This is a genomic window from Streptomyces sp. NBC_00252, from assembly GCF_036187565.1.
GTDB lineage: Bacteria > Actinomycetota > Actinomycetes > Streptomycetales > Streptomycetaceae > Streptomyces.
Genome location: NZ_CP108087.1, coordinates 2,604,486 through 2,630,641, shown reverse-complemented (window position 1 = coordinate 2,630,641; position 26,156 = coordinate 2,604,486). Strand labels below are relative to the sequence as shown.

At 68.5% G+C, this 26,156-nt stretch carries 16 protein-coding genes; 13 read left to right on the top strand and 3 right to left on the bottom strand.

All coding sequences use genetic code 11. The annotated features are described in order from the left end of the window. The first annotated feature begins 29 nt into the window (after positions 1-29). From acnA to OHT77_RS11320, 3 genes are all read left to right on the top strand, one after another. On the top strand, positions 30-2,744 hold the full coding sequence (gene acnA, locus OHT77_RS11330) for an aconitate hydratase AcnA (RefSeq protein WP_328828126.1): 2,715 nt from the start codon (positions 30-32) through the stop codon (positions 2,742-2,744). Positions 2,745-2,889: 145 nt separating this feature from the next. After that, entirely contained in the window at positions 2,890-3,615 is a 726-nt protein-coding gene (locus tag OHT77_RS11325; protein ID WP_328828125.1) for a response regulator transcription factor, read from the top strand. Further along, entirely contained in the window at positions 3,612-5,153 is a 1,542-nt protein-coding gene (locus OHT77_RS11320) for a sensor histidine kinase (protein ID WP_328828124.1), read from the top strand. Before OHT77_RS11325 ends, OHT77_RS11320 begins: the two co-directional genes overlap by 4 nt. On the opposite strand, the gene OHT77_RS11315 is transcribed toward OHT77_RS11320, so the two are convergent. Both OHT77_RS11315 and OHT77_RS11310 read right to left on the bottom strand, forming a co-directional pair. Further along, entirely contained in the window at positions 5,150-7,417 is a 2,268-nt protein-coding gene (locus tag OHT77_RS11315) for an NEW3 domain-containing protein (RefSeq protein WP_328828123.1), read from the bottom strand. The genes OHT77_RS11320 and OHT77_RS11315 overlap by 4 nt on opposite strands. A 135-nt stretch (positions 7,418-7,552) precedes the next feature. Then, the gene (locus OHT77_RS11310; protein ID WP_328828122.1) at positions 7,553-8,125 is read right to left on the bottom strand and encodes a hypothetical protein; all 573 of its coding nucleotides are present in this window, start codon (positions 8,123-8,125) and stop codon (positions 7,553-7,555) included. Positions 8,126-8,450: 325 nt separating this feature from the next. Here OHT77_RS11310 and OHT77_RS11305 point away from each other — a divergent pair, with 325 nt between their 5' ends. The 3 genes from OHT77_RS11305 (at position 8,451) to OHT77_RS11295 (ending at position 13,586) form a co-directional block, all read left to right on the top strand. After that, complete coding sequence (locus tag OHT77_RS11305) at positions 8,451-9,545, top strand: lytic polysaccharide monooxygenase auxiliary activity family 9 protein (protein ID WP_328828121.1); 1,095 nt, start codon at positions 8,451-8,453, stop codon at positions 9,543-9,545. 323 nt (positions 9,546-9,868) lie between these two features. Beyond that, positions 9,869-13,144 carry a GH92 family glycosyl hydrolase gene (locus tag OHT77_RS11300; RefSeq protein ID WP_328828120.1) on the top strand — a complete coding sequence of 1,092 codons (3,276 nt, stop codon included), beginning with the start codon at positions 9,869-9,871 and terminating at the stop codon, positions 13,142-13,144. 67 nt (positions 13,145-13,211) lie between these two features. After that, entirely contained in the window at positions 13,212-13,586 is a 375-nt protein-coding gene (locus OHT77_RS11295; protein WP_328828119.1) for a hypothetical protein, read from the top strand. A gap of 7 nt (positions 13,587-13,593) precedes the next feature. On the opposite strand, the gene OHT77_RS11290 is transcribed toward OHT77_RS11295, so the two are convergent. Next, entirely contained in the window at positions 13,594-17,388 is a 3,795-nt protein-coding gene (locus tag OHT77_RS11290) for a GH92 family glycosyl hydrolase (RefSeq protein WP_328828117.1), read from the bottom strand. Between the two features lie 369 nt (positions 17,389-17,757). On the opposite strand from OHT77_RS11290, the gene ngcE reads away from it, so the two are divergent. The 7 genes from ngcE (at position 17,758) to OHT77_RS11255 (ending at position 26,039) form a co-directional block, all read left to right on the top strand. Then, positions 17,758-19,209, top strand: a complete 1,452-nt coding sequence (ngcE, locus tag OHT77_RS11285; RefSeq protein WP_328828114.1) for an N-acetylglucosamine/diacetylchitobiose ABC transporter substrate-binding protein — start codon at positions 17,758-17,760, stop codon at positions 19,207-19,209. 49 nt (positions 19,210-19,258) lie between these two features. Then, positions 19,259-20,185, top strand: a complete 927-nt coding sequence (locus OHT77_RS11280; RefSeq protein ID WP_328828113.1) for a carbohydrate ABC transporter permease — start codon at positions 19,259-19,261, stop codon at positions 20,183-20,185. A 4-nt stretch (positions 20,186-20,189) separates the two neighbouring features. After that, entirely contained in the window at positions 20,190-21,116 is a 927-nt protein-coding gene (locus OHT77_RS11275; RefSeq protein ID WP_266773496.1) for a carbohydrate ABC transporter permease, read from the top strand. A gap of 182 nt (positions 21,117-21,298) precedes the next feature. Beyond that, positions 21,299-22,498 (top strand): ROK family transcriptional regulator, encoded by a 1,200-nt coding sequence (locus tag OHT77_RS11270; protein WP_328828110.1) that lies wholly within the window; start codon positions 21,299-21,301, stop codon positions 22,496-22,498. A 132-nt stretch (positions 22,499-22,630) separates the two neighbouring features. Next, a complete protein-coding gene (locus OHT77_RS11265) occupies positions 22,631-23,728 on the top strand; it encodes a sugar ABC transporter substrate-binding protein (RefSeq protein ID WP_328834212.1) in 1,098 nt (365 codons plus the stop codon). A 209-nt stretch (positions 23,729-23,937) separates the two neighbouring features. After that, entirely contained in the window at positions 23,938-24,726 is a 789-nt protein-coding gene (locus OHT77_RS11260; protein ID WP_328828109.1) for an ATP-binding cassette domain-containing protein, read from the top strand. Beyond that, positions 24,723-26,039, top strand: coding sequence for a sugar ABC transporter permease (locus tag OHT77_RS11255; RefSeq protein WP_328828108.1), 1,317 nt, complete (start codon positions 24,723-24,725; stop codon positions 26,037-26,039). Before OHT77_RS11260 ends, OHT77_RS11255 begins: the two co-directional genes overlap by 4 nt. Positions 26,040-26,156: the final 117 nt, after the last annotated feature.

The window sequence follows — 26,156 nt, the reverse complement described above, 5'->3', positions numbered from 1 at the left end:
GAACGCGCACATCAATGAAGGAGACTGTCGTGTCGGCGAACAGCTTCGACGCCCGCAGCACGCTGCAGGTGGGCGACGAGTCGTACGAGATCTTCCGCCTGGACAAGGTGGAGGGCTCGGCCCGGCTCCCCTACAGCCTTAAGGTCCTGCTGGAGAATCTGCTCCGCACCGAGGACGGCGCGAACATCACCGCCGACCACATCCGCGCCCTCGGCACCTGGGACTCGCAGGCCCAGCCGTCGCAGGAGATCCAGTTCACGCCGGCCCGTGTGATCATGCAGGACTTCACCGGCGTGCCCTGCGTGGTGGACCTCGCGACCATGCGTGAGGCCGTGAAGGAGCTGGGCGGCGACCCGGCGAAGATCAACCCCCTCGCGCCGGCCGAGCTGGTCATCGACCACTCCGTCATCGCGGACAAGTTCGGCACCCACGAGGCGTTCGCGCAGAACGTCGAGCTGGAGTACGGCCGCAACCGCGAGCGCTACCAGTTCCTGCGCTGGGGCCAGACCGCGTTCGACGAGTTCAAGGTCGTCCCGCCGGGCACCGGCATCGTCCACCAGGTCAACATCGAGCACCTGGCCCGCACCGTCATGGTCCGCAACGGCCAGGCGTACCCCGACACCCTCGTCGGCACCGACTCGCACACCACGATGGTCAACGGCCTCGGCGTGCTGGGCTGGGGCGTCGGCGGCATCGAGGCCGAGGCCGCGATGCTCGGCCAGCCGGTCTCGATGCTCATCCCGCGCGTCGTCGGCTTCAAGCTCACCGGCGAGCTGACCCCGGGCACCACCGCCACCGACCTGGTCCTCACGATCACCGAGATGCTGCGCAAGCACGGCGTCGTCGGCAAGTTCGTCGAGTTCTACGGCGAGGGCGTCGCCGCCACATCCCTCGCGAACCGCGCCACCATCGGCAACATGTCGCCGGAGTTCGGTTCCACCGCCGCGATCTTCCCGATCGACGACGAGACCCTGAAGTACCTGCGCCTGACCGGCCGTGACGACCAGCAGGTCGCGCTCGTCGAGGCGTACGCCAAGGAGCAGGGCCTCTGGCTCGACCCGGCCGCCGAGCCCGACTTCTCCGAGAAGCTGGAGCTCGACCTCGCCACGGTCGTCCCCTCGATCGCCGGCCCGAAGCGCCCGCAGGACCGCATCGTCCTCGCGAACGCCTCCGAGCAGTTCAAGAACGACGTCCGCAACTACGTCGCGGACGACGACGAGGCGGGCAAGGAGTCCTTCCCGGCCTCCGACTCCCCGGCCGCCAGCAACGGCGTCCCGTCGAACCCGGTCACGGTGACCGCCCCCGACGGCTCCAGCTACGAGCTGGACCACGGCGCGGTGACGGTCGCGGCCATCACCTCCTGCACCAACACCTCGAACCCGTACGTCATGGTCGCCGCCGCGCTCGTCGCGAAGAAGGCCGTGGAGAAGGGCCTGACCCGCAAGCCGTGGGTCAAGACCACCCTCGCCCCGGGCTCCAAGGTCGTCACCGACTACTTCGACAAGGCGGGGCTCACCCCCTACCTCGACAAGGTCGGCTTCAACCTCGTCGGCTACGGCTGCACCACCTGCATCGGCAACTCGGGCCCGCTGCCCGAGGAGGTCTCCAAGGCCGTCAACGACCATGACCTGGCCGTGACGTCGGTGCTCTCCGGCAACCGCAACTTCGAGGGCCGGATCAACCCGGACGTCAAGATGAACTACCTGGCGTCCCCGCCGCTGGTCGTCGCGTACGCCATCGCCGGCTCCATGAAGGTCGACATCACCAAGGACGCGCTCGGCGTCGACCAGGACGGCAAGCCGGTCTACCTCGAGGACATCTGGCCGACCGAGGCCGAGGTCAACGACGTCGTGGCGAACTCCATCGGCGAGGACATGTTCAACAAGTCCTACGCCGACGTCTTCGCGGGCGACGCCCAGTGGCAGGCGCTGCCCATCCCGGAGGGCAACACCTTCGAGTGGGACGCGCAGTCGACCTACGTCCGCAAGCCCCCCTACTTCGAGGGCATGACGATGGAGACCACCCCGGTCTCGGACATCGACGGCGCCCGCGTCCTGGCCAAGCTCGGCGACTCGGTCACCACCGACCACATCTCGCCCGCCGGTGCCATCAAGGCCGACACCCCGGCCGGCAAGTACCTCACCGAGCACGGCATCGAGCGGCGTGACTTCAACTCCTACGGCTCCCGCCGAGGCAACCACGAGGTCATGATCCGCGGCACCTTCGCCAACATCCGCCTGCGCAACCAGGTCGCGCCGGGCACCGAGGGCGGCTTCACGCGTGACTTCACGCAGGCCGACGCCCCCGTCTCCTTCATCTACGACGCCTCGCGCAACTACATCGAGCAGGGCATCCCGCTGGTCATCCTGGCCGGCAAGGAGTACGGCTCCGGCTCGTCCCGCGACTGGGCCGCCAAGGGCACCGCGCTCCTCGGCGTCAAGGCCGTCATCGCCGAGTCGTACGAGCGCATCCACCGCTCGAACCTCATCGGCATGGGCGTCATCCCGCTCCAGTACCCGGCGGGCCAGACCGCCGAGTCCCTCGGTCTCACCGGCGAGGAGTCCTTCTCCGTCGCCGGCATCACCGAGCTGAACGACGGCACCACCCCGAGCACGGTCAAGGTCACCACCGACACCGGCGTGGAGTTCGACGCGGTCGTCCGCATCGACACCCCCGGTGAGGCCGACTACTACCGCAACGGCGGCATCCTGCAGTACGTCCTGCGCAACCTGATCCGCAACTAGCGGCTCCGGTAGGGCAGTTGAGGGCCGCATCCCCGGCGACGGGGGTGCGGCCCTTCGCGTTTCCCGCCGTCAGGGCCGTACAGGACATCGCCAGGACTCAGGTGGAACACAGGATTCCCTCAGCGGGCGGGGACAGAATCGGGACATGACTGGCACCTCGGGGTCCCGCAGCAGCCGCGTGCGCGTGCTCATCGTCGACGACGAGCACGCGCTCACCGAGCTGCTCTCCGTCGCGGTCACCGAGGCAGGCTGGCGGCCCTACCCCGCGCCGGACGGCCACAGCGCGCTGCGCATCGCCCGCGGCTGCGCCCCGCACGCCGTCGTCCTCGACGGCATGCTGCCCGACCTCGACGGCGTCCAGGTCCTGCGCAGGCTCCGCTATGAGAACCCGCGGCTGCCCGTCCTCATGCTCACCGCCCGTGACGCCGTCGAGCACCGCCTCGACGGCCTCGAAGCGGGCGCCGACGACTACGTCACCAAGCCCTTCTCCCTGGAGGAGGTCGTCCTGCGGCTGCGCGGCCTGCTCCGCCGCGCGGGCGGCGCACGCCCCCCGGCCGACGACTCCGTACGCGTCCTCGGCGACCTCGTCCTGACCGGCGAGACCCGCGAGGTCCGCCGCGCCGGCGCGCCGATCCGGCTCACCGCCAAGGAGTTCGACCTGCTCACCCTGTTCCTCGACCACCCCCGCCAGGTGCTGAGCAAGGCCCAGATCCTCGACCGGGTGTGGAGCAGCGCCTTCGACGGCGGCGGCAACCTCGTCGAGGTCTACATCTCCAGCCTCCGCCGCAAGATAGACCGCGGCCGGGCACCGATGATCCACACGGTGCGCGGCATGGGATACGCCCTACGGCCCGTGGAGGACGGCAGATGAACCTCCTGACCCGCAACCGAGGCCGCCTGCACGGCCGTTCACTCCGCACCCGGCTCCTGCTCTTCATCAGCGCCACCCTGGTCGTCGTGTGCGCCGCGATGTCCCTCACCACCGTCCTGGTCCAACGCGCCTACCTCCTCGGCGACTTGGACGACCGCGTCGGCAACGCCGCCGAACGCAGCCTCGGCGGCGCCCAGCACCACCCGGACTCCGACGGGGACCTCGGGTTCCTCATGGAGAACGGCCACGCCGTCGGGACGCTCGCCGCACGGTACGACGACAAGGGCACGATCATCGCCGCGGCCGTCGTCCGGCAGGACGCCCCGCCCCGGAACCTCACCGCCGCGCAGCGTGCCGCCCTCGCGGGCATCACCGCCGACAGCGCGATGCACACCCGCACCGTGCCCGGCCTCGGCACCTACCGGCTCACGGCCCTCGACAGCAAGGGCGTCCGGGTCCTCGCCGGCCTCCCGATGGACGACGTACAGGACATGATCAGCGGCCTGGTGGCGGTCGAGGCGGCCGTCGCCCTGGCCGGACTCACCGTCGCGGGCTGCCTCTGCGCGGTCGTCATACGACGGCAGCTACGGCCGCTGGGCCGCGTCGCCGCCACCGCCGTCGAGGTCTCCCGCTCCCCCCTCGGGCGCGGCGAGGTCACCGCCCTCACCCGGGTGCCCGAACGGGACACCGACCCCGGCAGCGAGGCCGGCCAGGTCGGCGCCGCGCTCAACCGCATGATCGACCACGTCGAGTCCTCCCTCGCCGAACGCCGGCGCAGCGAGGAGCAGATGCGCCGCAGCGAGGAACGCATGCGCCGCTTCCTCGCCGACGCCAGCCATGAACTCCGCACCCCGCTCGCCTCCATCGCGGGCTACGCCGAGCTGATGAACCGCGGCACCGACCGCATCGAACCCGGCCTCGCCTGGCGCCGGGTCACCGCCGAATCGGCCCGCATGACCGGCCTGGTCGAGGACCTCCTGCTGCTCGCCCGGCTCGACGAGGGCCGGCCGCTGCAGTCCGCCGAGGTCGACCTCGCGGCGCTGCTCGCCGAGGCGGTGTGGGACGCGCGCGCGGCGGGCACCGGCCACGAGTGGCAGCTCCAACTCTCCCTGGACGCGCCGGCCTTGGTCGTCGGCGACGAGGCCCGTCTGCACCAGGTGCTGGCCAACCTGCTGGCCAACGCGCGGATGCACACACCTGTCGGTACGACGGTCACGGCGAGCGTCGAGGCCACCGCCGCCCGGACCGTCGTCATCCGGGTGCGCGACGACGGCCCCGGCATCCCCCCTGCCCTCCTCCCCACGGTCTTCGAACGCTTCACCCGCGCCGACGCCTCCCGGGCCCGCGCCGGCGGCAAGGAGGGCGGCTCCGGCCTCGGCCTCGCCATCGCGACGGCGATCACCGGGGCCCACGGCGGCCGGATCGACGTGACCAGCGTCCCGGGCCGCACGGAGTTCACCGTCGAACTCCCGGCGGCCACCACCACCGAACTCCCGCCCGCCGAACCGGCGTTGCGCGCCCGCACGGCGCCGGTCTAGGGCGAGGTGGTGAAACCGTCGAAGTCGGCCTCGCCCGTCGTGCCCGAGGCGTGCGAGGTCTGGGTCAGGCCGACGTCCTGGGCGGGGGCGGCGGTCGGGACGTCGATGGTGCCGACCAGGTGCCAAGTGGCGTTGTCCGTCGAGTAGTAGCCGCTGTAGCTCGTGCCGTCCCGGACGAGCTTCAGCCAGGACGGGTAGACGGCGGTACCGGCGGAGTCCTGCGAGTCCAGCAGTCCGTCGCCGTCGCTGTCCCAGTCGAGGAGGTAGCCGTTGCCCGGGGTCGCGACGAGCGCCACGTACCCGGGGGACGTGTTCGCCTTGGTGATGTCGTTGCGGACCATGATCCCGGCCTTGGCCCACACATCGGTGTCCGACTGCGAGTTCAGCTTCACGGTCGTCACCGAACCGTCGTGCTCGGCACCCGGCAGATAGATCGAGCCGTATTCATTGGTGCCGTTGTACAGGTCCGCGCCCTGCGCCTGAATGCCCAGCCGGGTGCCGGACTCGCTGAAGGCCGCGGTGGTGGAGGCGAACGTCCGGTAGGGGGCGGTCACTTGATGGTTGACGGTGATGGTGTCACCGGCGGCCAGCCGGGTCGTCCCCGTCGACCGGTAGCGGTAACTCGCCGTCCCCCGGAAGGCGTTGGAGTCGAAGAGCTTCTCCGAGGACGGGATGGACACGGAGTACGTGGCCTTCAGCGCGTGGCCGCCGCGGACCGTCCGCGCCCGCGTCACCGAGTGCGTGGTGATCTTCGCGCCGGCCGGTCCGGTGAGGTCGAGGGCGGCATCGGTGACGGACCGGGACCCGTTGTCGGACAGGACGGCCGTCACGGTACGGGTGGTGCTGTCGCTCGGAGCGGACGCCCAGTCGAGCGCCAGGGAGACGTCCGGGGCCGCGCCGGTCACCGTGTGGCGGCTGCCGTGGACGCGGTACAGGGCCACGCCGTGCGCCGGGACGGTGGCGGCGATCCGTCCGGTGGACTCGGTGAGCCGGTGACTCCACAGGTCCCGCAGTCCGTAGTCGCGCGCCGTGGACAGCCCCAACGCGGCCGCGCTGGTGGCGACTTCACGGGGAGCGGGCGAGGTGTTGAACAGCCCGACCACGACGTCCCCGTCGGCCTCGGTCTTGGCGAACACCTGCGCGTCCGTGTCCGAGGAGATCCGCCGGGCGTCGATGCCGTCCTGGTCGACCGCGAGGACGTCACGGTTCTTCAGCAACGAGAGGTCGGCCGGGTCGAGATGCGTCAGGTCGGTGCCGAGGACGAGCGGGGAGGCGGCCAGCGACCACAGGCTCATCTGCGTCCGCCGCTCGTCCGGGGTGAGGCCGTTGTTCGCGCCGTTGCCGATCTCCAGGGAGTCGTAGTCGTTGTAACCGCCGGGCCCGCCGTACGGCGCCCAGGCCGCGACCTGGTCGAAGCGGGAGGAGATCGAGGCCCAAGTGGTCAGGGGGTAACTGCTGTCGTCCGGACCGCAGTAGCACTCGATGTCGCCGCCGGTGCGCCAGCCGTTGGAGAGCCTCTTCCAGGTCGCCGCGTTGCTGATGTCGAGGTTGTTGGACAGCTCCAGATGGATCGGCCGCCCGGTGTGGTGCAGCGCGTCCGACCAGGCCTGGACGTCCTGTCGGTCGGAGGTGCCGACACCGTCGATCTTCAGGTAGTCGATGCCCCACCCGGCGAACTGCCCGGCCCACGAGTCGATGAACGTCTGCGCGCCGGGCTTGGCGTAGTCGATGCCCACCATGCCGCCGCAGTTGTAGTTGCTCTCCGTCGCCGAGGTGGCGATGTCCCGCGCGTGGTACGGCGATCCCTCGATCGCGGTGTTCTTGGCGACCGCCTGCCGGGAGATGCCAGGAGTGACGTACAGGCCGAACTTCAGGCCCAGGGAGTGCACATAATCGGCCACCACCTGGACGCCGTTCTCACCACCGCGCGGCGGGAACTTGACGGGGTCGGTGACCCAGCGGCCGTACTGGTCGACGTCCGGTCCCTGGCTGCCCGGGCACTGGTACCAGAAGTCGTCGACGTTGGCGTACACGTACCCGTTCTTCGCGAGCCCGCTGTCCTTGAGGGCCTTGGCCTGCGCCTCGATGGTCCGCGCGGTCGGATCGCGCCGCACGAAACTCCAACTGCTCCACCCCAGCACGGGTTTGAGCCCGACACCGTTGTCATCGGCCCGCGCCGACTGACCCCCGGTCACGGTGATGCCCATGGTGAGCAGCAGCGCGCCCGTGAACGCGGCCAGGACGCCGCGAATCCGTCTCCTCATGAGCTGTTCCTCCATCGCAACGCCCACCAGACTCAGAAAACCTCAAGAACCAACCTCGTGAACACCACAAGTGAACAGGCTCGAACGCCGGTAGCCACATAACCCGTTTGGCCAAAACCGAGTCAAGAAACCGGGTCACGCCTGTGGGCCCGCTGCGGTGCCGGCCGCTCGCCCACCCAGCAACCGCGCCTGCTCCAGCTTCAGTTCGCCGAAGCCCCGCCGCGCGTACCCGGCCAGCTCCGCACTCGGGAACGCGACCAGTGACAGATGCTCCGTGAAGTCACCCCGCGCCCAGCGCGCCACGGTGATCTCGTAGCCCGCCGCGTGCGCGCACAACTCCAGCAGTAGCGGCGGCATCTCCGGCTCCCGCAACAGATCCGCCCGCCCCACGACGAGCTCGCGCATCTCGCGCAGCACCGGCAGGAAGACGGTCGTCACCCACAGCCGCCATTCGGCGAGCTCCTCGTCCGTCGGCGGGGTCGCGTCACTGAAGGGCGAGGTGCCCGCAGCGCGGCCGTGCCGCTCCACGAACGCGGCGAAGGTGCGGGCGTTGGCCTCCGTCAGCGCGAACAACGGCCCGTAGAAGTCGCTGAGTTGACGATTGACCCGGGCGAGCCGCTCCTGCCGCTGCGTCAGCCGCAGCCCGTTGAGATACGTGGCGGCATACCCGGCGAAGGCCAGCGCGACCGTGACGACGACTGCGATCATCCCGGGATCGTACGAGACGCGGTTCCAGGCAGACCCGGCCTCGGGCAAGCCGGCCCAGGACATGCCCGACTCCAGGCAACTCCGGCCCCGGACGAGCCCGGCGCCAAGCAGCCCCGTCCCCGAACAACCCCACCCCCACCGCCACTTCGGCAGCCACCAGACGTTTACAGCCCCGCGAGTCCGCGCTAACTTCACGGACAAGTGGGGTGGGAGCGCTCCCACCCGCCCGACGGTCCGGAACCCGCCGGGCGGCCGGATCGCCCCGCCCCACCCATCCACCCCGCACGTTCCTCGCACCCGCCGACCGAAGGGACGTAGAACTGTCATGTCTGCGACAACATCGAGTCCACCTCCCACCCCCGTACCGCGATTACCGCACCCCACCCCGCACCGAGCCCTCTTCCTCGTGCTCCTGGCGCTCCTCACCACCGTCCCCGCCCTGGCCCTGATCCTCGCCACCGGCGGCCGGGCCGAGGCGCACGGCACGCCCATGAAGCCCGCCAGCCGGACCTTCCTCTGCTGGCAGGACGCGCTGACCGACACCGGCGAGATCAAACCGGTGAACCCGGCGTGCAGGGCGGCCCAACAGGTCAGTGGGACAACGCCGTTCTACAACTGGTTCTCGGTGCTGCGCTCCGACGGGGCCGGTCGCACCCGGGGCTTCGTGCCGGACGGCTCGCTGTGCAGCGGCGGCAACCCGAACTTCACGGGCTTCGATCTCCCCCGCGACGACTGGCCGTTGACGCATCTCACCTCGGGCGCGACGGTCGACTTCTCGTACAACGCGTGGGCGGCGCACCCGGGTTGGTTCTACGTCTACCTCACCAAGGACGGTTTCGACCCGACGAAGACGCTCACGTGGGACGACATGGAGGACACCCCGTTCCTCACCGTCGACCACCCGCCGCTCAACGGCACGCCGGGCACGGTCGAGGCCAACTACTCCTGGACCGGGCAGCTTCCGGCGGGCAAGTCGGGGCGCCACATCATCTACATGGTGTGGCAGCGCTCGGACAGCGCGGAGACCTTCTACTCCTGCTCGGACGTCGTGTTCGACGGCGGCAACGGCGAGGTGACGGGCATTCACGACCCGGGCAACCCCACCGACCCGGTCCCCGGGGTCTGTTCGGCCACCCGCCGCACGACCGGCAGCTGGCCCGGCGGCTACCAGTCCGAGGTGACCGTCACCAACTCCGGCGACGTCCCGATGCTCGGCTGGATGGTCAACTGGTCGCTCCCCGCGGGGCAGTCGGTCGCCAGCCTCTGGAGCGGCAACGCGACCTACAGTGGCCAGGACGTGATGGTCCACAACGCCGACTGGAACGGCTCACTGAGTCCAGGACAGACCGCCACCTTCGGCTATGTCGTCAACGGCGACGGGGGTGACCCGGCAACCGCCCTTCCCTGCCAGGTCGGTTGACCCGGTGCTCAGGGCGGACCCGGTGGACGGGGGCCACCGGGTCCGCGAGCCGGGCAGGGAATGGGGGTTCGACCTGCCCGGGTGGTGCGTGGCTTGGTACGGCACTGCGGTGCGACAACGTTGTCGAATGGTCTGCCTATGACTCTACCGCCCCAACGGACAACGACGTCAAGCCAGTTGGCCAGCGGGCGCCGTCCGAGCGGGCGCCCCGCGTGCCCCACCGGCCCACGCGCTCTTCCGTGGTACGGGTGGCGCACGTTACTGTCCCTGCGGCTTGTGCGACCTGTGGTGCGCGACCCGTCCGAAGGAGGAGGGGCCGCGTCATGCGTTTCCGTCCCATGTCCCTGCTGCTGGCCGCCGCGCTCGCGGTCGGCGGTGCCACCCCCGCCCTGGCGGCGACCGCCGCCGCCCCGCCGCAACTCGTCAAGGACCCCACGGCCTATGTCGATCCGCTGATCGGCACCAAGAACGGCGGCAATGTCTTCCCGGGTGCCGTCGTGCCCTTCGGCATGCTCTCCTGGAGCCCGGAGAACACCAGAGGCAGCGCCACCAGCACGGCCGCGCCCGGCGGCTACCAGTACGACGCCACCCGCATCCGGGGCTTCAGCCTCACCCACATGTCCGGCACGGGCTGCGCGGGCGGCAGCGGCGACATCCCGTTCTACCCGTACGCCGGTGCGGTCACCTCGTCCCCGGCGAGCGACACCAAGGACGCCGTCTACGCCTCCGACTTCAGCCACACCGACGAGACCGCCGAACCCGGCCACTACAAGGTCGGCCTCGCCTCCGGTGTCACCGCCGACCTCACCGCGACGGCCCGCACCGGATCGGGCCGCTTCACCTACCCGGCCGACAAGCCCGCCTCGCTGCTGATCCGTACCGCCAACTCCGAGGTGGGGTCCACCGATTCGGCGGTCACCATCGACCCGAAGACCCGCACGGTCTCCGGCTCGGTCACCTCCGGCAACTTCTGCGGCTACCTCGACCCCGAGGGCCAACGCGCCTACTACACCGTGTACTTCACCGCCCGCTTCGACCGCGCCTTCAAGTCGACCGGCACCTGGCAGGACGACAGGCTGACCCCGGGCTCGACGAGCGCGACCGGCGGCACGGGCGGCTTCTCCACCGGCGGCCGTCCCGTCGCGGGCAAGGGGACGGGCGGCTACGTCGAGTTCGAGCCCGGCACCGGCCCGGTCGGCGTCAAGGTCGGCATCTCGTACGTCAGCCAGGCGGGCGCGAAGGCCAACCTCGCGGCGGAGAACCCGCCGAAGCGCTCCTTCGACGCCGTCCGGAGCGCGGCCCACCGCGCCTGGCGCGACCAGCTCGGCGCGATCAAGGTCGGCGGCGGCACCGACACCGAGCGCACCACCTTCTACACCGCGCTCTACCACTCCCTCCTGCACCCGAACGTCATCAGCGACGCCGACCGCAGCTACACCGGCAGCGACGGCAAGGTGCACAAGGTCGGCCGGGGCCACCAGGCGCAGTACGGCACCTTCTCCGGCTGGGACATCTACCGCTCGCAGGTCCAGCTCCTCACGCTTCTCAGCCCCCGCACCGGCTCGGACATCGCGCAGTCCCTCTACGAACTCGCCCAGCAGAACGGGGGAGTCTGGGATCGCTGGCTGCACGGCGCGAACGGCACCCACGTCATGAACGGCGACCCCTCACCCACCGCCCTGGCCGGCATCCGCGCCTTCGGCGGCACCGACTTCGACCTGAAGGGCGCACTCGCCTCCCTCGTCAAGGCGGCCACGGTCCCGACCGCCCAGGACCTGTCCTCCTCGGGCAAGCCGGTCCTCTCGGTGGGGCAACGCCCCTCCCTGGACAAGTACTTGAAGCTGCACTACATGCCGTCCGTCTCCAACGCCTGGGGCGGTGCCGCCGAGACCCTGGAGATGTCCACGGCGGACTTCGCGCTCTCCCAACTCGCCACGGCGGCAGGGAAGAAGAGCACGGCGTCCGACTTCGCCCAGCGCGCCCAGTGGTGGCAGAACAACTTCAACATCGCCGCCGACCCGACCGGCGGCTACATCGCCAACCGCAAGGCGGACGGCAGTTGGGTCACCGGCTTCACCCCGGGCACCGGCAACGGCTTCGTCGAGGGCACGGCCGCCCAGTACACGTGGATGGTCCAGCACAACCCCGCGGGCCTGTTCGCGGCGATGGGCGGCACCGACAAGGCGCTGGCCCGTCTCGACTCCTTCTTCCGCGAGGCGGACGGGAGTTGGGCCTTCACGGGCAGCGGCGGCGACAAGTCCGAGCTGGACAACGAGCCGTCCGTCAACGTCCCCTACCTGTACGACTACGCGGGGGCGCCCTACAAGACCCAGGAGACGGTCAGGGCGGCCATGAAGCAGCTCTGGACCACCGACCCGGCCGGCATCCCCGGCAACGACGACCTCGGCGAGATGTCGTCCTGGTACGTCTTCTCCGCGCTCGGCATGTACCCGCAGGTGCCCTCCCGCGCCGAACTCACCCTCGCCTCCCCGCTGTTCGAGCGCATCGAGATCAGCCGCCCGCACGGCGACGACATCTCCATCCGCGCGAAGGGCGCCGCGACCGACGCCCCGTACATCCAGTCCCTGAAGGTCAACGGCCGTACCAGCGACCGCCCTTGGCTCTCCTCCTCGATCGTGAAGAACGGCGGCACGCTCGACTACACCCTCTCCACCACGCCGAACCGCACCTGGGGCAGTGACCCCGCCGACGCCCCGCCGTCCTTCCGGACCGGCGAGCAGCCGTACCAGATCGGTGTCGGCCCCACCGCCGCGACCCTCGCCCCCGGCGAGAGCACCAAGGTCAACATCAAGGCCCTCTCCCTCGGCGGCGGCACCGGACCCGAGGTCCGCTACACCGTCGAGACACCCACCGGGGTCACCGCGACTCCCGCACAGGGCACGGTCGTCGACGGCTCCCAGGACATCACCCTCACCGCCGCCACCGACGTCCAGCAGGGCTTCTACGACGCGAAGGTCACCGTCACCTCGGGCAGCACGTCGTACGAGCAGCCGGTGTCCCTGACCGTGGCCGCGCCCGGCACCCTCCTCGCCGCCTACAACAACACCGGCGTCTCCGACGACACCGGCGAGCACGACGAGGCGGACTACGACGGGGGCGGCTGGAGCTACTCCCTCCAGGCGCTCGAGGCCGCCGGGCTGACCCCGGGCGGCGCGGGCACGGTGGACGGGCTCGGCTTCACCTGGCCCAGCTCGCCGAACGGGCGCCCCGACAACGTCTCGGCGGCCGGCCAGACCGTCCAACTCCCGCGGCCCGCGGCCAACTTGTCGTTCATCGGCAGCGCGGTCAACGGCAACCAGCAGACCAAGGCGACCGTCACCTACACCGACGGCAGCACCGACGCCGTGGACCTGTCCTTCACGGACTGGACGGTCGGCGGGGGCGGCGGCACCGTGCAGTACGGCAACGAGGTCGTCGCACGGGCCGCGTACCGCAATGTCGCGGGTGCGGACAAGGACCCGGTCGTCACCTATGTGTTCGTCACCAAGCCGTTCGCGGCACCCACGGGCAAGACCATCAAGAGCGTGACACTTCCGGACGACCCGGATCTCCATGTGTTCACCCTTGCGGTGAACTGACGTCCACAATGTGCGCCCTCGCCCGTTTCGGTGGCGGGGGCGCACTGTCGCGTGCGAGCATCCGCAGATGGTGAAACGGCCGCAGCTGCCCGAGGAGTTCCGGGCCGAGGCGCGCACCGCCTTCGCGTTCCTGGTGGGGGACGAGGGCTTCGCGCCGCCGGAGGACATAGACGGGGGCCTGCGATATCTGCGCGCCGACCTGATGGTGCGGGTCTGGTTCCTGGGCGGCGCCGAATCGGAGGTCCTGACACGACTGATCCCCCTGGCGCCTGACGGCACCAGGGGGAGCGGGGCGTGGCTCGACGACCTGTACACGGCCGCCGCGTGCGGTCCCGCCCAGGACGTCCCCGTCTTCGCGTCGACCAGACGGGGCGTCCTCAGACGGGTCCACCAGCACGCGGAGGCGTTGCGGCGGCTGCTGCCCCGCCTCCCCGTGCCGTGAGGGCGTCTCAGCCCAGCAGTTCCACCTCCGCGAGCGTCGAGGAACCGTTCAGCACCAGCCGGTAATGGGCGTACGCGCCAGGCGACTTGACCGAGAAGACGCGCGTCTGGCGGTCCCAGGTGAAGGATTCACCGGAGCGCTTGTCGAGCGTCTTCCACGAGGTGCCGTCGGCCGAGCCCTGGAGGGTCCAGCCGGTCGGCGCCAGGGTGTGGTCCTTGGACGACGTGAGCGTGTACTGGACGCCCTTGGTGGCCTTGGCGACCGGCAGGTCCACCGAGGTCACCGTCGCCTCCGTGGCCGACGTGTTGTCGAACAGGGCGCCGTCACCCTTGAGTTGGTCGCTGCGGGGCGTGGGCACCTTGTCGTCCTTGGTGATGGACACGGGTGCCGCGTTCTTGCCGCTGCCCCACGACGAGGGCTTGGAGCCCATGGAGAAGTCCAGTACTCCGCCCTTCTCCAGCAGCGAGTGGGGGAGTGAAGTCTTCGTCCACGTCTTCCCGTTGACCTTCAGGCCCTGCACGTAGATGTTCTTCGTGCTGTTCTTCGGCGCCTTGACGACCAGGTCGCGGCCGTTCTCCAGGTGGACGGTCGCCTTGGTGAACAGCGGGGAGCCGATGGCGTACTCGCCGCTGCCCATCACCAGCGGGTAGAAGCCGAGCGCGGAGAAGAGGTACCAGGCCGACTGCTCGCCGTTGTCCTCGTCGCCGTGGTAGCCCTGCCCGATCTCGCTGCCGGTGTAGAGGCGCGACATCACCTCGCGCACGTCCTTCTGCGCCTTCCAGGGCTCGCCGGCCGCGTCGTACATGTACGTGACGTGGTGGGCGACCTGGTTGGAGTGGCCGTACTGGCCCATGCGGACGTCCCGGGCCTCCGTCATCTCGTGGATGACGCCGCCGTAGGAACCGGCGTTGGTGGGCGAGGCGGTCTCGGGGGTGGAGAAGTACTGGTCGAGCTTGTCCCCGAGGGCCTTCCTGCCGCCGTAGAGGTTGGCGAGGCCGCGGCTGTCCTGCGGGGCGGTGAAGGCGTAGCCCCAGCCGTCGGTCTCCGTGTAGTCGTAGCCCCAGATCTTGGGGTCGTAACTCGCCGAGTCCACGCGCCAGTTGCCCTGGTCGTCCTTGCCCTGGAAGAACCCGGCCTGCTTGTCGAACAGGTTCACGTAGTCCTGGGCGCGGTTGAGGAAGTACGCGGACTCCTCCTTGTAGTGCTTCTCGCCGGTCTTCTTGTAGAGGGCCTCACCCATCTGCGCGATGCCGTAGTCGTTGACGTAGCCCTCCATCGCCCAGGAGAAGCCCTCGCCGGTGTCCGTGCTGGTGTAGCCGAGGAAGGGCGAGGTGGCCATGCCCTTGCGGCCGACGCCGGAGGCGGGCGGGACCACGGTCGCGTTCTTCACGGCCGCGTCGTAGGCCGACTTGGCGTCGAACTTCACGCCCTTGACGTACGCGTCCGCGAACGCGACGTCCGAGGAGGTGCCCGTCATCAGGTCCGCGTAGCCGGGCGAGGACCAGCGCGAGGTCCAGCCGCCGTCCTTGTACTGCTGCACGAACCCGTCGACCATCTCACCGGCTTGACTGGGCGTCAGGAACGAGTAGGCGGGCCAGGTCGTCCGATACGTGTCCCAGAAGCCGTTGTTGACGTACACCTTCCCGTCGACGATCTTCGCGCCGGTGTGGGTCGGGGTGTCCTGGCTCGTCATCGGGGAGAACGGCGAGGCGTACTGGTACGTCGAACCGACCTTCTCGAAGCCGGAGTTGGGGTACAGGTACAGCCGGTACATGCTGGAGTACAGCGTCGTCAGCTGGTCCGGCGTCGCACCCTCCACCTCGACCTTGCCGAGCAGCTTGTCCCACACCTTCCGGGCCTGCTTCTTGACCGAGTCGAAGGACGTGCCGTCCGGGATCTCCTGGCGCAGGTTGTCCTTCGCCTGGTCGACGCTGATCAGCGAGGTGGCCAGGCGCAGGGTGACCGTGTGGTCGGCGCCCGGCTTGAACTTGAGGTAGCCCTTGACCCCGCTGGAGGAGCCGTCCGTCACCGGCGCGTCGAACGTGCCGTAGACGAAGAGCCGCGTAGCACCCGTGGAAAGACCGGACTTGACGTCCGAGTAGCCGGTGACAGTGCCGTTCTCCTTGTCGAGGGTCAGGCCCGCCTGCTCGGTGACGTTGTCGAAGACGACGCTCGCGTCGTCACCGGGGTAGGTGAAGCGCAGCGAGGCCGCGTGGTCGGTCGGGGCCATCTCGGCCTTCAGACCGTTCTCGAACGTGACGCCGTAGTAGTACGGACGCGCCGTCTCGTTCTCGTGCCTGAACGCCAACTCCCGTGCGTTCGGGTCGGTGCTGGGAGTTCCGGAGGCCGCCGACGGCATCACCTGGAAGGTCTGCCGGTCGCCCATCCAGGGGCTCGGCTCATGGCTCGCGCTGAACGCCTGGATCGTCGGCAGGTTGTCGTCGTTGTTGGCGCGCGCGTAGTCGTAGAGCCAGCTGAGCGACCCCGAATTCGTCACCGGCGTCCAGAAGTTGAAGCCATGCGGCAGCGCCGTGGCGGGGAAGTTGTTGCCGCGCGAGAAGCTGCCGCTGGAGTTGGTGCCCCGGGTGGTCAGCGCGTAGTCGGCCAGATGCGCCTTCGGCTTCTCCGGCGCCACCGACTTGAGGCTCACGTCGTCCAGCCAGCCGCGGAACTTCGCCGGGCCGCTGGGGGAGTCGTAGTCCAGCAGGATGCGGTCGACGGTCTTGCCGGCCGCGACCGAACCTATCCGCGAGACCACGTTGTTCCACTGGTTGACGTAAAGGATCTTCGCCGCGCCCTGCCCCTGCGGAGTCAGCGCGAAGCCGTGCGAGTCCGTCGCGCCGAGGTCGCTGAGATAGGTGCCGTCGGTGAAGGCGAGGTCGACGGAGACGTTCGTGGCGTCGTAGTCGAGGTCACCGTCGGACATCTGCGGGAAGAGCCGGTAGGAGAGCGCGGTGTCCCGGCCGACCCGTACGTTCACGTCGAAGACCTTGTTGTACGAGTACGCCCGCCCCGTGGCCGTGTGACGGCCCGCGTACCGCAGCGCCCGCTTCCCGGTGAAGCCCGCGCCCGCCTTGGCGGTGGGGGAGCCGCTGGGACCCCGGTCGACGAGCGAGAGCATGTCCTCGGGGATCGGGGCGGTGGTGCCGCCCGTGGAGAACTGGACGTCGGCGAGCTGGAGTATGCCGCTCGCGCCGTTGTTCTTCGTGATGTCGAGCCGGAAGTGCTGGTACTCGGCCGGCTCGGCGAGGTCGTACGACTTCGTCTGGAACCGGTCGGCGAAGCTCTCGCCGGAGCGGGTGTCCAGGGTCTTCCAGTCCTTGCCGTCCGTCGACCCCGACAGCGTCCAGTCCCGCGGATCGCGTTCGGCGAAGTCGTTCGCCGAAGTCAGCGCGTACGTCACGATCTTGGCCGGTTTGTCGAGGTCGAACTCGACCCAGCCGGTGGACGCGAAGGTCAGCCACTTGGTGCCGGACTCGCCGTCGACGAGGTTCTCCTTCACCTCGCCGCCGCCCGTGTTCTCGGAGCTGGCCCGGACGTCGGTGACATGGTCGGTCACATTGCCCGGGATGCCGGTGCTGTAGCCGCCGTCGACCCCCGAGGCCCGCTTGGAGCCGTCGGGCGCGGTGTCGACCGTGTTCAGCCAGTCCGGTGCCGGATCTCCCGTCTCGAACGAGGAGGCGAACTCCCCGCCGGCCGTCGGGGCCTTCACGGGAAGGGCGACCGCCACCCCCTGAGAACCCACGAGCAAAGTCAGTGCGGCGGTCGATACGACCGCCGGACCCCACCATCTGTGATGCATACGAGGGCATCCTCCCTGCACGCTGGACAACGTTGTCAGCTTCGATGCGCAAGGAACAGTAGGGAGTCAAGTGCCCTGGTGTGTCAAGGGTGTTGAGTGAGGCATTCGAGGGCAATAACGGGGATTTCTCCGCCCTCGAACGCACAGGGCGTTCATATTTCCGCGAGGTCTCACTTCGGAAAAGACCGACAACCCACCCTGCATTCGATCTTGCTCTGTCGGCCGGAAGTGGACTATACCTGTCGCGTTCGACACCGCTCTCGCAGCAGCATGCACGAAGTACTCCTGCACGACCAAGCTCGACCTGACCGCGGTGCCGGGGAGGATCCGGTTCACCGCCTGAGTCCTGGAGAAGGCGAGGACTTGAGCATGGGATCCACTTCCGCCGAGAACAACGGTTCCAAAGGCGTCAACCGCCGTGATCTGATCAAGAGGTCGGCCGCACTGGGTCTGATCTCCGTACCCACGATGAGTTTCCTTTCGGCCTGTGCGAGCAGCGACAGCGGCTCGGACAAGAAGGCCACGGCGGGCACGAAGACCGCCAAGAACCCCCTCGCGGTGAACGCCACCGCACCGATGGAGTTCGTGCTCTTCGACGGCGGCTTCGGAAAGGAGTACGCCGAGGACGCCGTCAAGATCTACGAGAAGGCCTTCCCCAAGGCGAAGGTCAAGTTCTCCGCCACGCAGAAGATCCAGTCGACGCTGCAGCCCCGCTTCAACCAGGGCACCCCGCCGGACCTGATCGACAACTCCGGTGCCGAGCAGATGGACATGGGCGTCCTGGCGAGCAAGAAGCAGCTCACCGACCTCACCCCGCTGCTGGACGCGCCCTCCTACGACGACCCGTCGAAGAAGGTCCGCGACACCCTGCGGCCCGGCATCGTCGAGATGGGCCAGCTCGACGGCGACCCGGTCTGGATCATGTACTACGCCTACACGGTGTACGGCGTCTGGTACTCGCAGAAGGCCCTGGACTCGCTCGACGAGAAGTACCCCGAGACCTGGGACCAGATGCTGGCGGTCTGCGAGAAGGCCAAGAAGAAGGGCATGGCGGGCTGGACGTACGCGGGCAAGTACCCGTACTACCTCCCCTTCTCGCTCTACCCGATGATCGGCAAGGTCGGCGGCCGCGAGGTCCTCGACGCGATCGACAACCTGGAGCCGAACGCCTGGAAGCACCCGGCCGTCAAGGCCTGTTTCGAGGCGTACTACGAGCTGTTCAAGAAGGGCTACATCCTCAAGGGCACGCCCGGCATCGACCACATCCAGTCGCAGACCGCGTGGGCCCAGGGCAAGGCGCTGTTCATCCCGAACGGCTCCTGGGTGGAGAACGAGTCGGCCAACGTCATCCCCAAGGACTTCAACCTCGCGGTCTCCGCGCCGACGGGCATCGACAGTTCCGACAAGCTGCCCTTCGGCACCATCTGGGCGTCCGGCGGTGAACCCTTCATCGTCCCGGCCAAGGGGGCGAACACGGCGGGCGGCATGGAGCAGTTGCGCATCATGCTCAGCGAGGCCTCCTCGAAGAACTTCACCAGCAAGGTGAAGTCGCTGACCGCGTACAACGGCGGCACCACCGGCATCACCCTCACCCCGGGCCTCACGTCCGGTGTGGCGGCGCTGAAGCTGGCCGGTGCCAACGTGCTGAACCCGCGCCTCCAGGACTGGTACGTGCAGTTGCAGAAGGAGCAGATCGGCGTGGCGGGCCTCGGCGAGATGATGGCCGGCCGGGCCACCCCGGCGGAGACCATCAAGAAGATCCAGGGCTTCGCCGACGCGACCGCCAAGGACACGTCGATCAAGCACTACAAGCACCAGTGAGGATCCGTCACCAGCGGCGGCGCCCGCCCAGAGAACGGGGTCGGTAGCAATGCAGCACGGCAAGTACCGGTTCATCGTGGGGTTCCTGATCGTTCCCCTGGGGCTGTACGCGCTTTTCGTCGTATGGCCGTTCATCCAGTCCATCTACTATTCGTTCACGGACTGGACCGGACTGAGCCCGGAATTCAAGATGGTCGGCTTCGCCAACTACAAGAGAATGTTCCACGACGAGATCTTCTGGAAATCGTTGCAGCACAGTCTCTTGTTCGCGTTGGTGCTGCCGCTGGTGACGATCAGTCTGGCGCTGTTCTTCGCGTTCATGATCAACGTGGGGGGACGGCGCCGGACGGGCGGCCCGGTTATCCAGGGCGTCCGCGGTTCCTCGTTCTACAAGATCGTCTATTTCTTCCCGCAGGTCCTGTCGATCGCGATCGTCGCCCTGTTGTTCGCGTTCGCGTACAACCCGGACAGCGGCGCGATCAACTCCCTGCTGCGCGGCATCGGGCTCGACAGCCTTCAGCCGCTCTGGCTCGGTGATCCGAGCCTCGCGCTGTGGTGCGTGATGGCGGTGCTCGTCTGGTCCTCGGTCGGCTTCTTCGTGGTGCTCTTCTCCGCGGGCATGGCGTCCATTCCGGCGGAACTGTACGAGGCGGCGCTGCTCGACGGCGCCAACCGGATGACCACGTTCTTCCGCCTCACCCTGCCGCTGCTGTGGGACACCGTGATGTCCGGCTGGGTGTACATGGGCATCCTCGCGCTGGGCGCCGAGTCGTTCGCGGTCGTACAGATCATGACGACCGGACCCGGCGGTCCCGACTACTCGACCACCGTCCTGGTCCTGTACGTGTACCAGAAGGCCTTCCGGGACGGACAGGCCGCCTACGCGACCACCATCGGCGTCGCCCTGCTCGTCGTCACCCTGGCCTTCGCGGCCATAGTGATGCGACTGGGCCGTCGTGAGCGGCTGGAGTTCTGAGCAGATGAAGACGACAGAGACCCCCGCCCCCGTGCCGGCCGAGTCCGGTGTCCCCGTCACCAAGACCGGCGCACCGGACGGAAATCCAGCGAAGAAGCAGAAGAAAGAGGGCTCCGTCCTCAATGTCTTCTCGCACGGCATGCTCATCCTGTGGGCGTTCATGGTCGTCCTGCCGCTCGCGTGGGCGGTGATGACGTCCTTCAAGAGCGACAGCGCGATCTTCAGCTCGCCCTGGGCACTGCCGGACAAACTGCACTTCGACAACTGGGCGCGGGCCTGGACCGACGCCAACATGAGCGACTACTTCTTCAACACCATTCTGGTGGTGGCGGGTTCACTCATCGGCACGCTGGTGCTCGGTTCGATGGCCGCGTACGTGCTCGCCCGGTTCGACTTCCCGGGCAACCGGTTCATCTACTTCCTGTTCATCGGCGGCATGAGCTTCCCGATCATGCTCGCCCTTGTCCCGCTGTTCTACGTCGTCAACAACATGGGTCTGCTGAACACGATCCACGGTCTGATCCTGGTCTACATCGCGTACTCGCTGCCGTTCACGGTCTTCTTCCTGACCGCGTTCTTCCGCACCCTGCCCACCTCGGTGGCGGAGGCGGCGTTCGTGGACGGGGCCTCGCACACCCGGACGTTCTTCCAGATCATGCTGCCGATGGCCAAGCCGGGCCTGATCAGCGTGGGCATCTTCAACTTCCTGGGCCAGTGGAACCAGTACATGCTGCCCACGGTCCTGAACACCGACCCGGACAAGCGGGTCCTCACCCAGGGGCTGGTGCAGCTCGCCGCCAGCCAGGGCTACAAGGGCGACTGGTCCGGGCTCTTCGCCGGTCTGGTGATGGCCATGCTGCCGGTCCTTGGTGCATACATCGTCTTCCAGCGTCAGGTGGTCCAGGGCCTGACCGCGGGGGCGCTCAAGTAGCGGCCTGCGCAGGCCTCGTGCAAGCCGCTCCCGGCTCCTGGAGCGGCTTGCACGCATGCGTGCAACTACCCGGATGCGGTTCAACCTCTTGACGGGAGGCAGCCCGAACGGCTCAGCTTAGAGTTCACTAGTTGGACATAGACGGGGCCTCATCGATGCGGTCCCGCGCGCAGGAGGTCGTCGTGGAGACTCCGGGGTCGCAGTCGTCACTGCACCGAGCCAATCTCGAGCGGGTGGTGCGAGCGGTGCGGTTGGCCGGGTCGCTGACGCAGGCGGAGATCGCGAGGACGACGGGCCTGTCCGCGGCGACGGTCTCCAACATCGTGCGCGAGCTCAAGGACGGCGGAACGGTCGAGGTCACCCCCACCTCGGCGGGCGGCCGCCGGGCCCGCAGCGTCTCGCTGAGCGGTGATGCCGGCATCGTCATCGGCGTCGACTTCGGGCACACGCATTTGCGCGTCGCGGTCGGGAATCTCGCCCACCAGGTGCTGGCCGAGGAGTCCGAGCCCGTCGATGTGGACGCCTCCTCCACGCAGGGGTTCGACCGGGCGGAAGAGCTGGTCAACCGGCTGATCGCGGCCACCGGCGTGGACCGTTCCAAGATCGCCGGGGTGGGCCTCGGCGTGCCCGGACCCATCGACGTCGAGTCGGGCACCCTGGGCTCCACGGCGATCCTTCCGGGCTGGACCGGCACCAGACCCGCGGAGGAGCTGGGCAGCCGTCTGGGCGTACCGGTGCACGTGGACAACGACGCCAACCTCGGCGCCCTCGGTGAGCTGGTCTGGGGCAGTGGACGGGGCGTCAGGGACCTGGCGTACATCAAGGTGGCGAGCGGGGTCGGCGCGGGACTGGTCATCAACGGCAAGATCTACCGGGGCCCGGGTGGCACAGCGGGAGAAATCGGGCATATTACTCTTGATGAGTCCGGCCCTGTCTGCCGCTGCGGAAACCGGGGCTGCCTGGAGACCTTCACGGCCGCGCGCTATGTGCTGCCGCTCCTCCAGCCCAGCCACGGGACCGACCTGACCATGGAGGGAGTCGTCCGGCTGGCACGGGACGGAGACCCGGGCTGCCGTCGGGTGATCGCCGACGTCGGCCGACACATCGGCAGTGGAGTCGCCAATCTCTGCAATTTGCTGAACCCGAGCCGAGTGGTCCTCGGTGGCGATCTCGCCGAGGCCGGTGAGCTGGTGCTCGGGCCGATCAGGGAGTCAGTCGGCCGCTACGCGATCCCCAGTGCGGCACGTCAACTGTCCGTTCTCCCGGGGGCACTTGGAGGCCGTGCGGAGGTGCTCGGAGCGCTCGCTCTCGCACTGAGCGAGATGGGCGATTCGACCCTTTTGGACGGGTCGCTGACCGCGGCCACACCTGTCTTCACTTAGAGAACGCACGACGCCGTTGCCATCTCGTTAAGTATTTACTTCTTGACGCCGAACGCGCGGCCGAGTTGACTTCCAGCCACCTCGGCCGCAACGACGCGGCCTCGTCAGGGAGGTTTCAAAGTGAACACGCGTATGCGTCGTGCCGCCGTTGCCGTCATCGCCACCACGATGGCCGTTTCGATGGCCGCCTGTGGCAAGGCAGGCGACGACAAGAAGTCCGACAGCAGCTCCAGCTCCTCGGGCGGCGGTACGAACGCCTCGATCGGCCTGCTCCTGCCCGACAGCGTCACCGCTCGGTACGAGAAGTTCGACAAGCCGTACTTCGAGGCGAAGGTCAAGGAGCTCTGCTCCGGCTGCACCGTCCAGTACGCCAACGCCAACGCCAGCGCGGCCACCCAGGCCCAGCAGGTCAGCACGATGATCACGAAGGGCGTCAAGGTCATCGTGATCAGCGCCCAGGACTCCGCCGCGATCAAGTCCTCGATCCAGCAGGCCGTCAACAAGGGCATCAAGGTCGTCGCGTACGACCGCCTGGCGCAGGGCCCGGTCTCCGCGTACGTCTCCTTCGACAACGTCGAGGTCGGCAAGCTCCAGGGCCAGGCGCTCCTCACCTCGCTGGGCTCGAAGGCCACCCCGAAGTCGAAGATCGTCATGATCAACGGCGACGACGCCGACCCGAACGCCGCGCAGTTCAAGAAGGGCGCCCACGAGGCCCTCGACGGCAAGGTCGACATCGCCTACGAGCAGTCCGGCCTGTGGAAGGACACCGTCGCCAACCAGAAGGTCACGGCGGCCATCACCCAGCTCGGTGCCAAGAACATCGCGGGCGTCTACTCCGCCAACGACGGCATGGCCGGCGGTATCGCCACCGCCCTCAAGGGCGCGGGCATCAGCGGCATCCCGCTGACGGGCCAGGACGCGGAGCTCGCCGGTATCCAGCGCATCGTCGCCGGTACCCAGTCCAGCACCGTCTACAAGGCCTTCAAGCCGGAGGCCGAGGCCGCCGCGACGCTCGCCGTCGACCTGGCGCAGGGCAAGAGCATCTCGTCGCTCGCCACCACGACCCAGACCAGCGGCTCCGGCAACAAGGTGCCCTCGCAGCTGCTGACCCCGGTGTCGGTCACCAAGGCCAACATCAAGGACACGGTCATCAAGGACGGTCTCTACACCGTCGCGCAGATCTGCACCGCCGACTTCGCCAAGGCGTGCAAGGCAGCCGGTCTGCAGTAATCGCCGCTCAGCGGTGACAGACCCCCTTCGGCGCCCGCCCCACCTCCAAACCCCGCTGCGGGGCGGGCGCCGATCGGAACCCCCGCGAACGCAGCCGTTGCCAACTGGCATCGGCCGCGCGCATGTTCATCTTGTAAATCTGTGCCTAGGCACAACCCTCCGCGCCTTTTGACAAGCGCGGCATCCCCGCCGGTCAGGCGGCGAAGGAGATGGTTCACGTGTCCGCTACGCCCGTGCTGGCGTTGCGCGGAGTCTCCAAGCGATTCGGTGCGGTGCAGGCCCTCACCGAAGTAGAGCTGGAGGTCCACGCCGGAGAAGTCGTCGCACTGGTCGGCGACAACGGCGCAGGAAAGTCCACCCTGGTGAAGACCATCGCCGGAGTGCACCCCATCGATGAAGGAGTCATCGAGTGGGAGGGCAACCCGGTCAGCATCAACAAGCCGCACGACGCCCAGGGACTCGGCGTCGCGACGGTCTACCAGGACCTCGCGCTCTGCGACAACCTCGACGTCGTCGGCAACCTCTACCTCGGGCGTGAACTGCTGCGCCACGGGGTCATCGACGAGGTCACGATGGAGAAGAACTCCCGTGAGCTGCTGAGCACGCTCTCGATCCGCATCCCGAGTGTGCGCATCCCGATCGCCAGCCTCTCCGGTGGCCAGCGACAGGTCGTCGCGATCGCCCGTGCGCTGATCGGCGACCCGAAGGTCGTCATCCTCGACGAGCCCACCGCCGCCCTCGGCGTGGAGCAGACCGCGCAGGTCCTCGACCTGGTCGAGCGGCTGCGCGAGCGCAACCTCGGCGTCATCCTCATCAGCCACAACATGGCCGACGTGAAGGCGGTCGCCGACACCGTCAACGTGCTGCGCCTGGGCAAGAACAACGGCTCCTTCCCGGTGAAGGACACCAGTCAGGAAACGATCATCGCCGCGATCACCGGTGCCACGGACAACGCCGTGACCCGTCGTGCGGTGCGCAGCACGGAGGCGGCAAAGTGAGTGACACGTCCAACACCGTGAAGAAGGACGCGGTGGAATCCACCGCGGCTCCCGTGGACGACCCCACGGCGGCGGCCGCGTCCGCCACCGTCGTCGACCCGCGACTGCTGGTCCGCGAAGAGGGCTTCAAGGGCTACATCACCGAGTTCAAGCGCAAGGTCAAGGGCGGTGAGCTCGGCTCCCTGCCGGTCGTCGCCGGCCTGATCGTCATCGGCATCATCTTCCAGTCGCAGAACAGCCGGTTCCTGAGCGCGGACAACCTGTCCAACATCAGCTACTACCTGTCCGCGACCGGCATGCTCGCCATCGGCCTGGTCTTCGTGCTGCTGCTCGGCGAGATCGACCTGTCGGTCGGCTCGGTCAGCGGTCTGGCGTCCACCCTGTTCGCCGTCTTCGTGGTCAACCACGGGATGAACGGCTGGCTGGCGCTGGTCCTCACGATCATCACCGGTATCGGAATCGGCGCGCTGCACGGATTCTTCTTCGCGAGGATCGGTGTACCGGCGTTCGTGGTGACACTGGCCGGCTTCCTCGGCTGGAACGGTCTGATGCTGTGGCTGCTCGGTTCGAGCGGCACCATCAACATCCCGGACAGCGGCCCGGTGCACCTGTTCGGCCAGAGCTCGTTCTTCATGAACCAGTCGATCGCGGGCGCCTACATCCTGGCCGCCCTCGGCGTCGCGTCCATGCTCTACGGCTCGCTCACCGACCAGCGCCGCCGCAGGGCCGCCGGGGTGCCGTTCCGGCCCACCAGCGAGATCGCCCTGCGCGTCGGCCTGCTCGCCGTGGCCGCGTTCGTCACCGCCTACGTGCTGAACCAGTCCGCCGGTGTCTCCAACGCGCTGGTGATCTTCCTCGCGTCCCTGGTGATCGTGGACTTCGTGCTCCGTCGTACCCCGTACGGCCGTAAGGTCTTCGCGGTCGGTGGCGGCATCGAGGCCGCGCGCCGTGCCGGTATCAACGTGCCGATGATCCGCATCACCGTGTTCGCCATCTCCGGTGGCTTCGCGGCGGTCGGCGGTATGTTCTTCGCCGGTCAGACCCAGAGCGCCACGCTCAACGCCGGTGGCGGCAACACCCTGATGCTGGCCATCGCGGCCGCGGTCATCGGTGGTACGAGCCTCTTCGGCGGTCGCGGCACCGTCTGGTCCGCCCTCCTGGGCATGCTCGTCATCCAGTCGATCCAGACCGGCCTCGACCTGCTCAACATGAACACGTCGATCCAGTACATGATCACGGGTGGCGTCCTGCTCGGCGCGGTCGTCATCGACTCGGTGTCCCGCAAGAGCCAGAAGGCGTCCGGTCGCGGCTGACCTGTGTCCTTCCGTACTGTGCCCGGTACCGACGTCGGTACCGGGCACAGTCATGTCGTACGAAAGGCTGTTCTTGGGTACAGCCGATCGCGTGACGTACGACGCACAGCCCGGGCG

Excerpts from the sequence above, each read along its gene's own strand:
- OHT77_RS11325 (WP_328828125.1), top strand. The coding sequence starts at position 2,890 with ATGACTGGCACCTCGGGGTCCCGCAGCAGCCGCGTGCGCGTGCTCATC.
- OHT77_RS11320 (WP_328828124.1), top strand. The coding sequence starts at position 3,612 with ATGAACCTCCTGACCCGCAACCGAGGCCGCCTGCACGGCCGTTCACTC.
- OHT77_RS11315 (WP_328828123.1), bottom strand. The coding sequence starts at position 7,417 with ATGAGGAGACGGATTCGCGGCGTCCTGGCCGCGTTCACGGGCGCGCTG.
- OHT77_RS11310 (WP_328828122.1), bottom strand. The coding sequence starts at position 8,125 with ATGATCGCAGTCGTCGTCACGGTCGCGCTGGCCTTCGCCGGGTATGCC.
- OHT77_RS11305 (WP_328828121.1), top strand. The coding sequence starts at position 8,451 with ATGTCTGCGACAACATCGAGTCCACCTCCCACCCCCGTACCGCGATTA.
- OHT77_RS11300 (WP_328828120.1), top strand. The coding sequence starts at position 9,869 with ATGCGTTTCCGTCCCATGTCCCTGCTGCTGGCCGCCGCGCTCGCGGTC.
- OHT77_RS11295 (WP_328828119.1), top strand. The coding sequence starts at position 13,212 with ATGGTGAAACGGCCGCAGCTGCCCGAGGAGTTCCGGGCCGAGGCGCGC.
- OHT77_RS11290 (WP_328828117.1), bottom strand. The coding sequence starts at position 17,388 with ATGCATCACAGATGGTGGGGTCCGGCGGTCGTATCGACCGCCGCACTG.
- ngcE (WP_328828114.1), top strand. The coding sequence starts at position 17,758 with ATGGGATCCACTTCCGCCGAGAACAACGGTTCCAAAGGCGTCAACCGC.
- OHT77_RS11280 (WP_328828113.1), top strand. The coding sequence starts at position 19,259 with ATGCAGCACGGCAAGTACCGGTTCATCGTGGGGTTCCTGATCGTTCCC.
- OHT77_RS11275 (WP_266773496.1), top strand. The coding sequence starts at position 20,190 with ATGAAGACGACAGAGACCCCCGCCCCCGTGCCGGCCGAGTCCGGTGTC.
- OHT77_RS11265 (WP_328834212.1), top strand. The coding sequence starts at position 22,631 with ATGCGTCGTGCCGCCGTTGCCGTCATCGCCACCACGATGGCCGTTTCG.
- OHT77_RS11260 (WP_328828109.1), top strand. The coding sequence starts at position 23,938 with ATGGTTCACGTGTCCGCTACGCCCGTGCTGGCGTTGCGCGGAGTCTCC.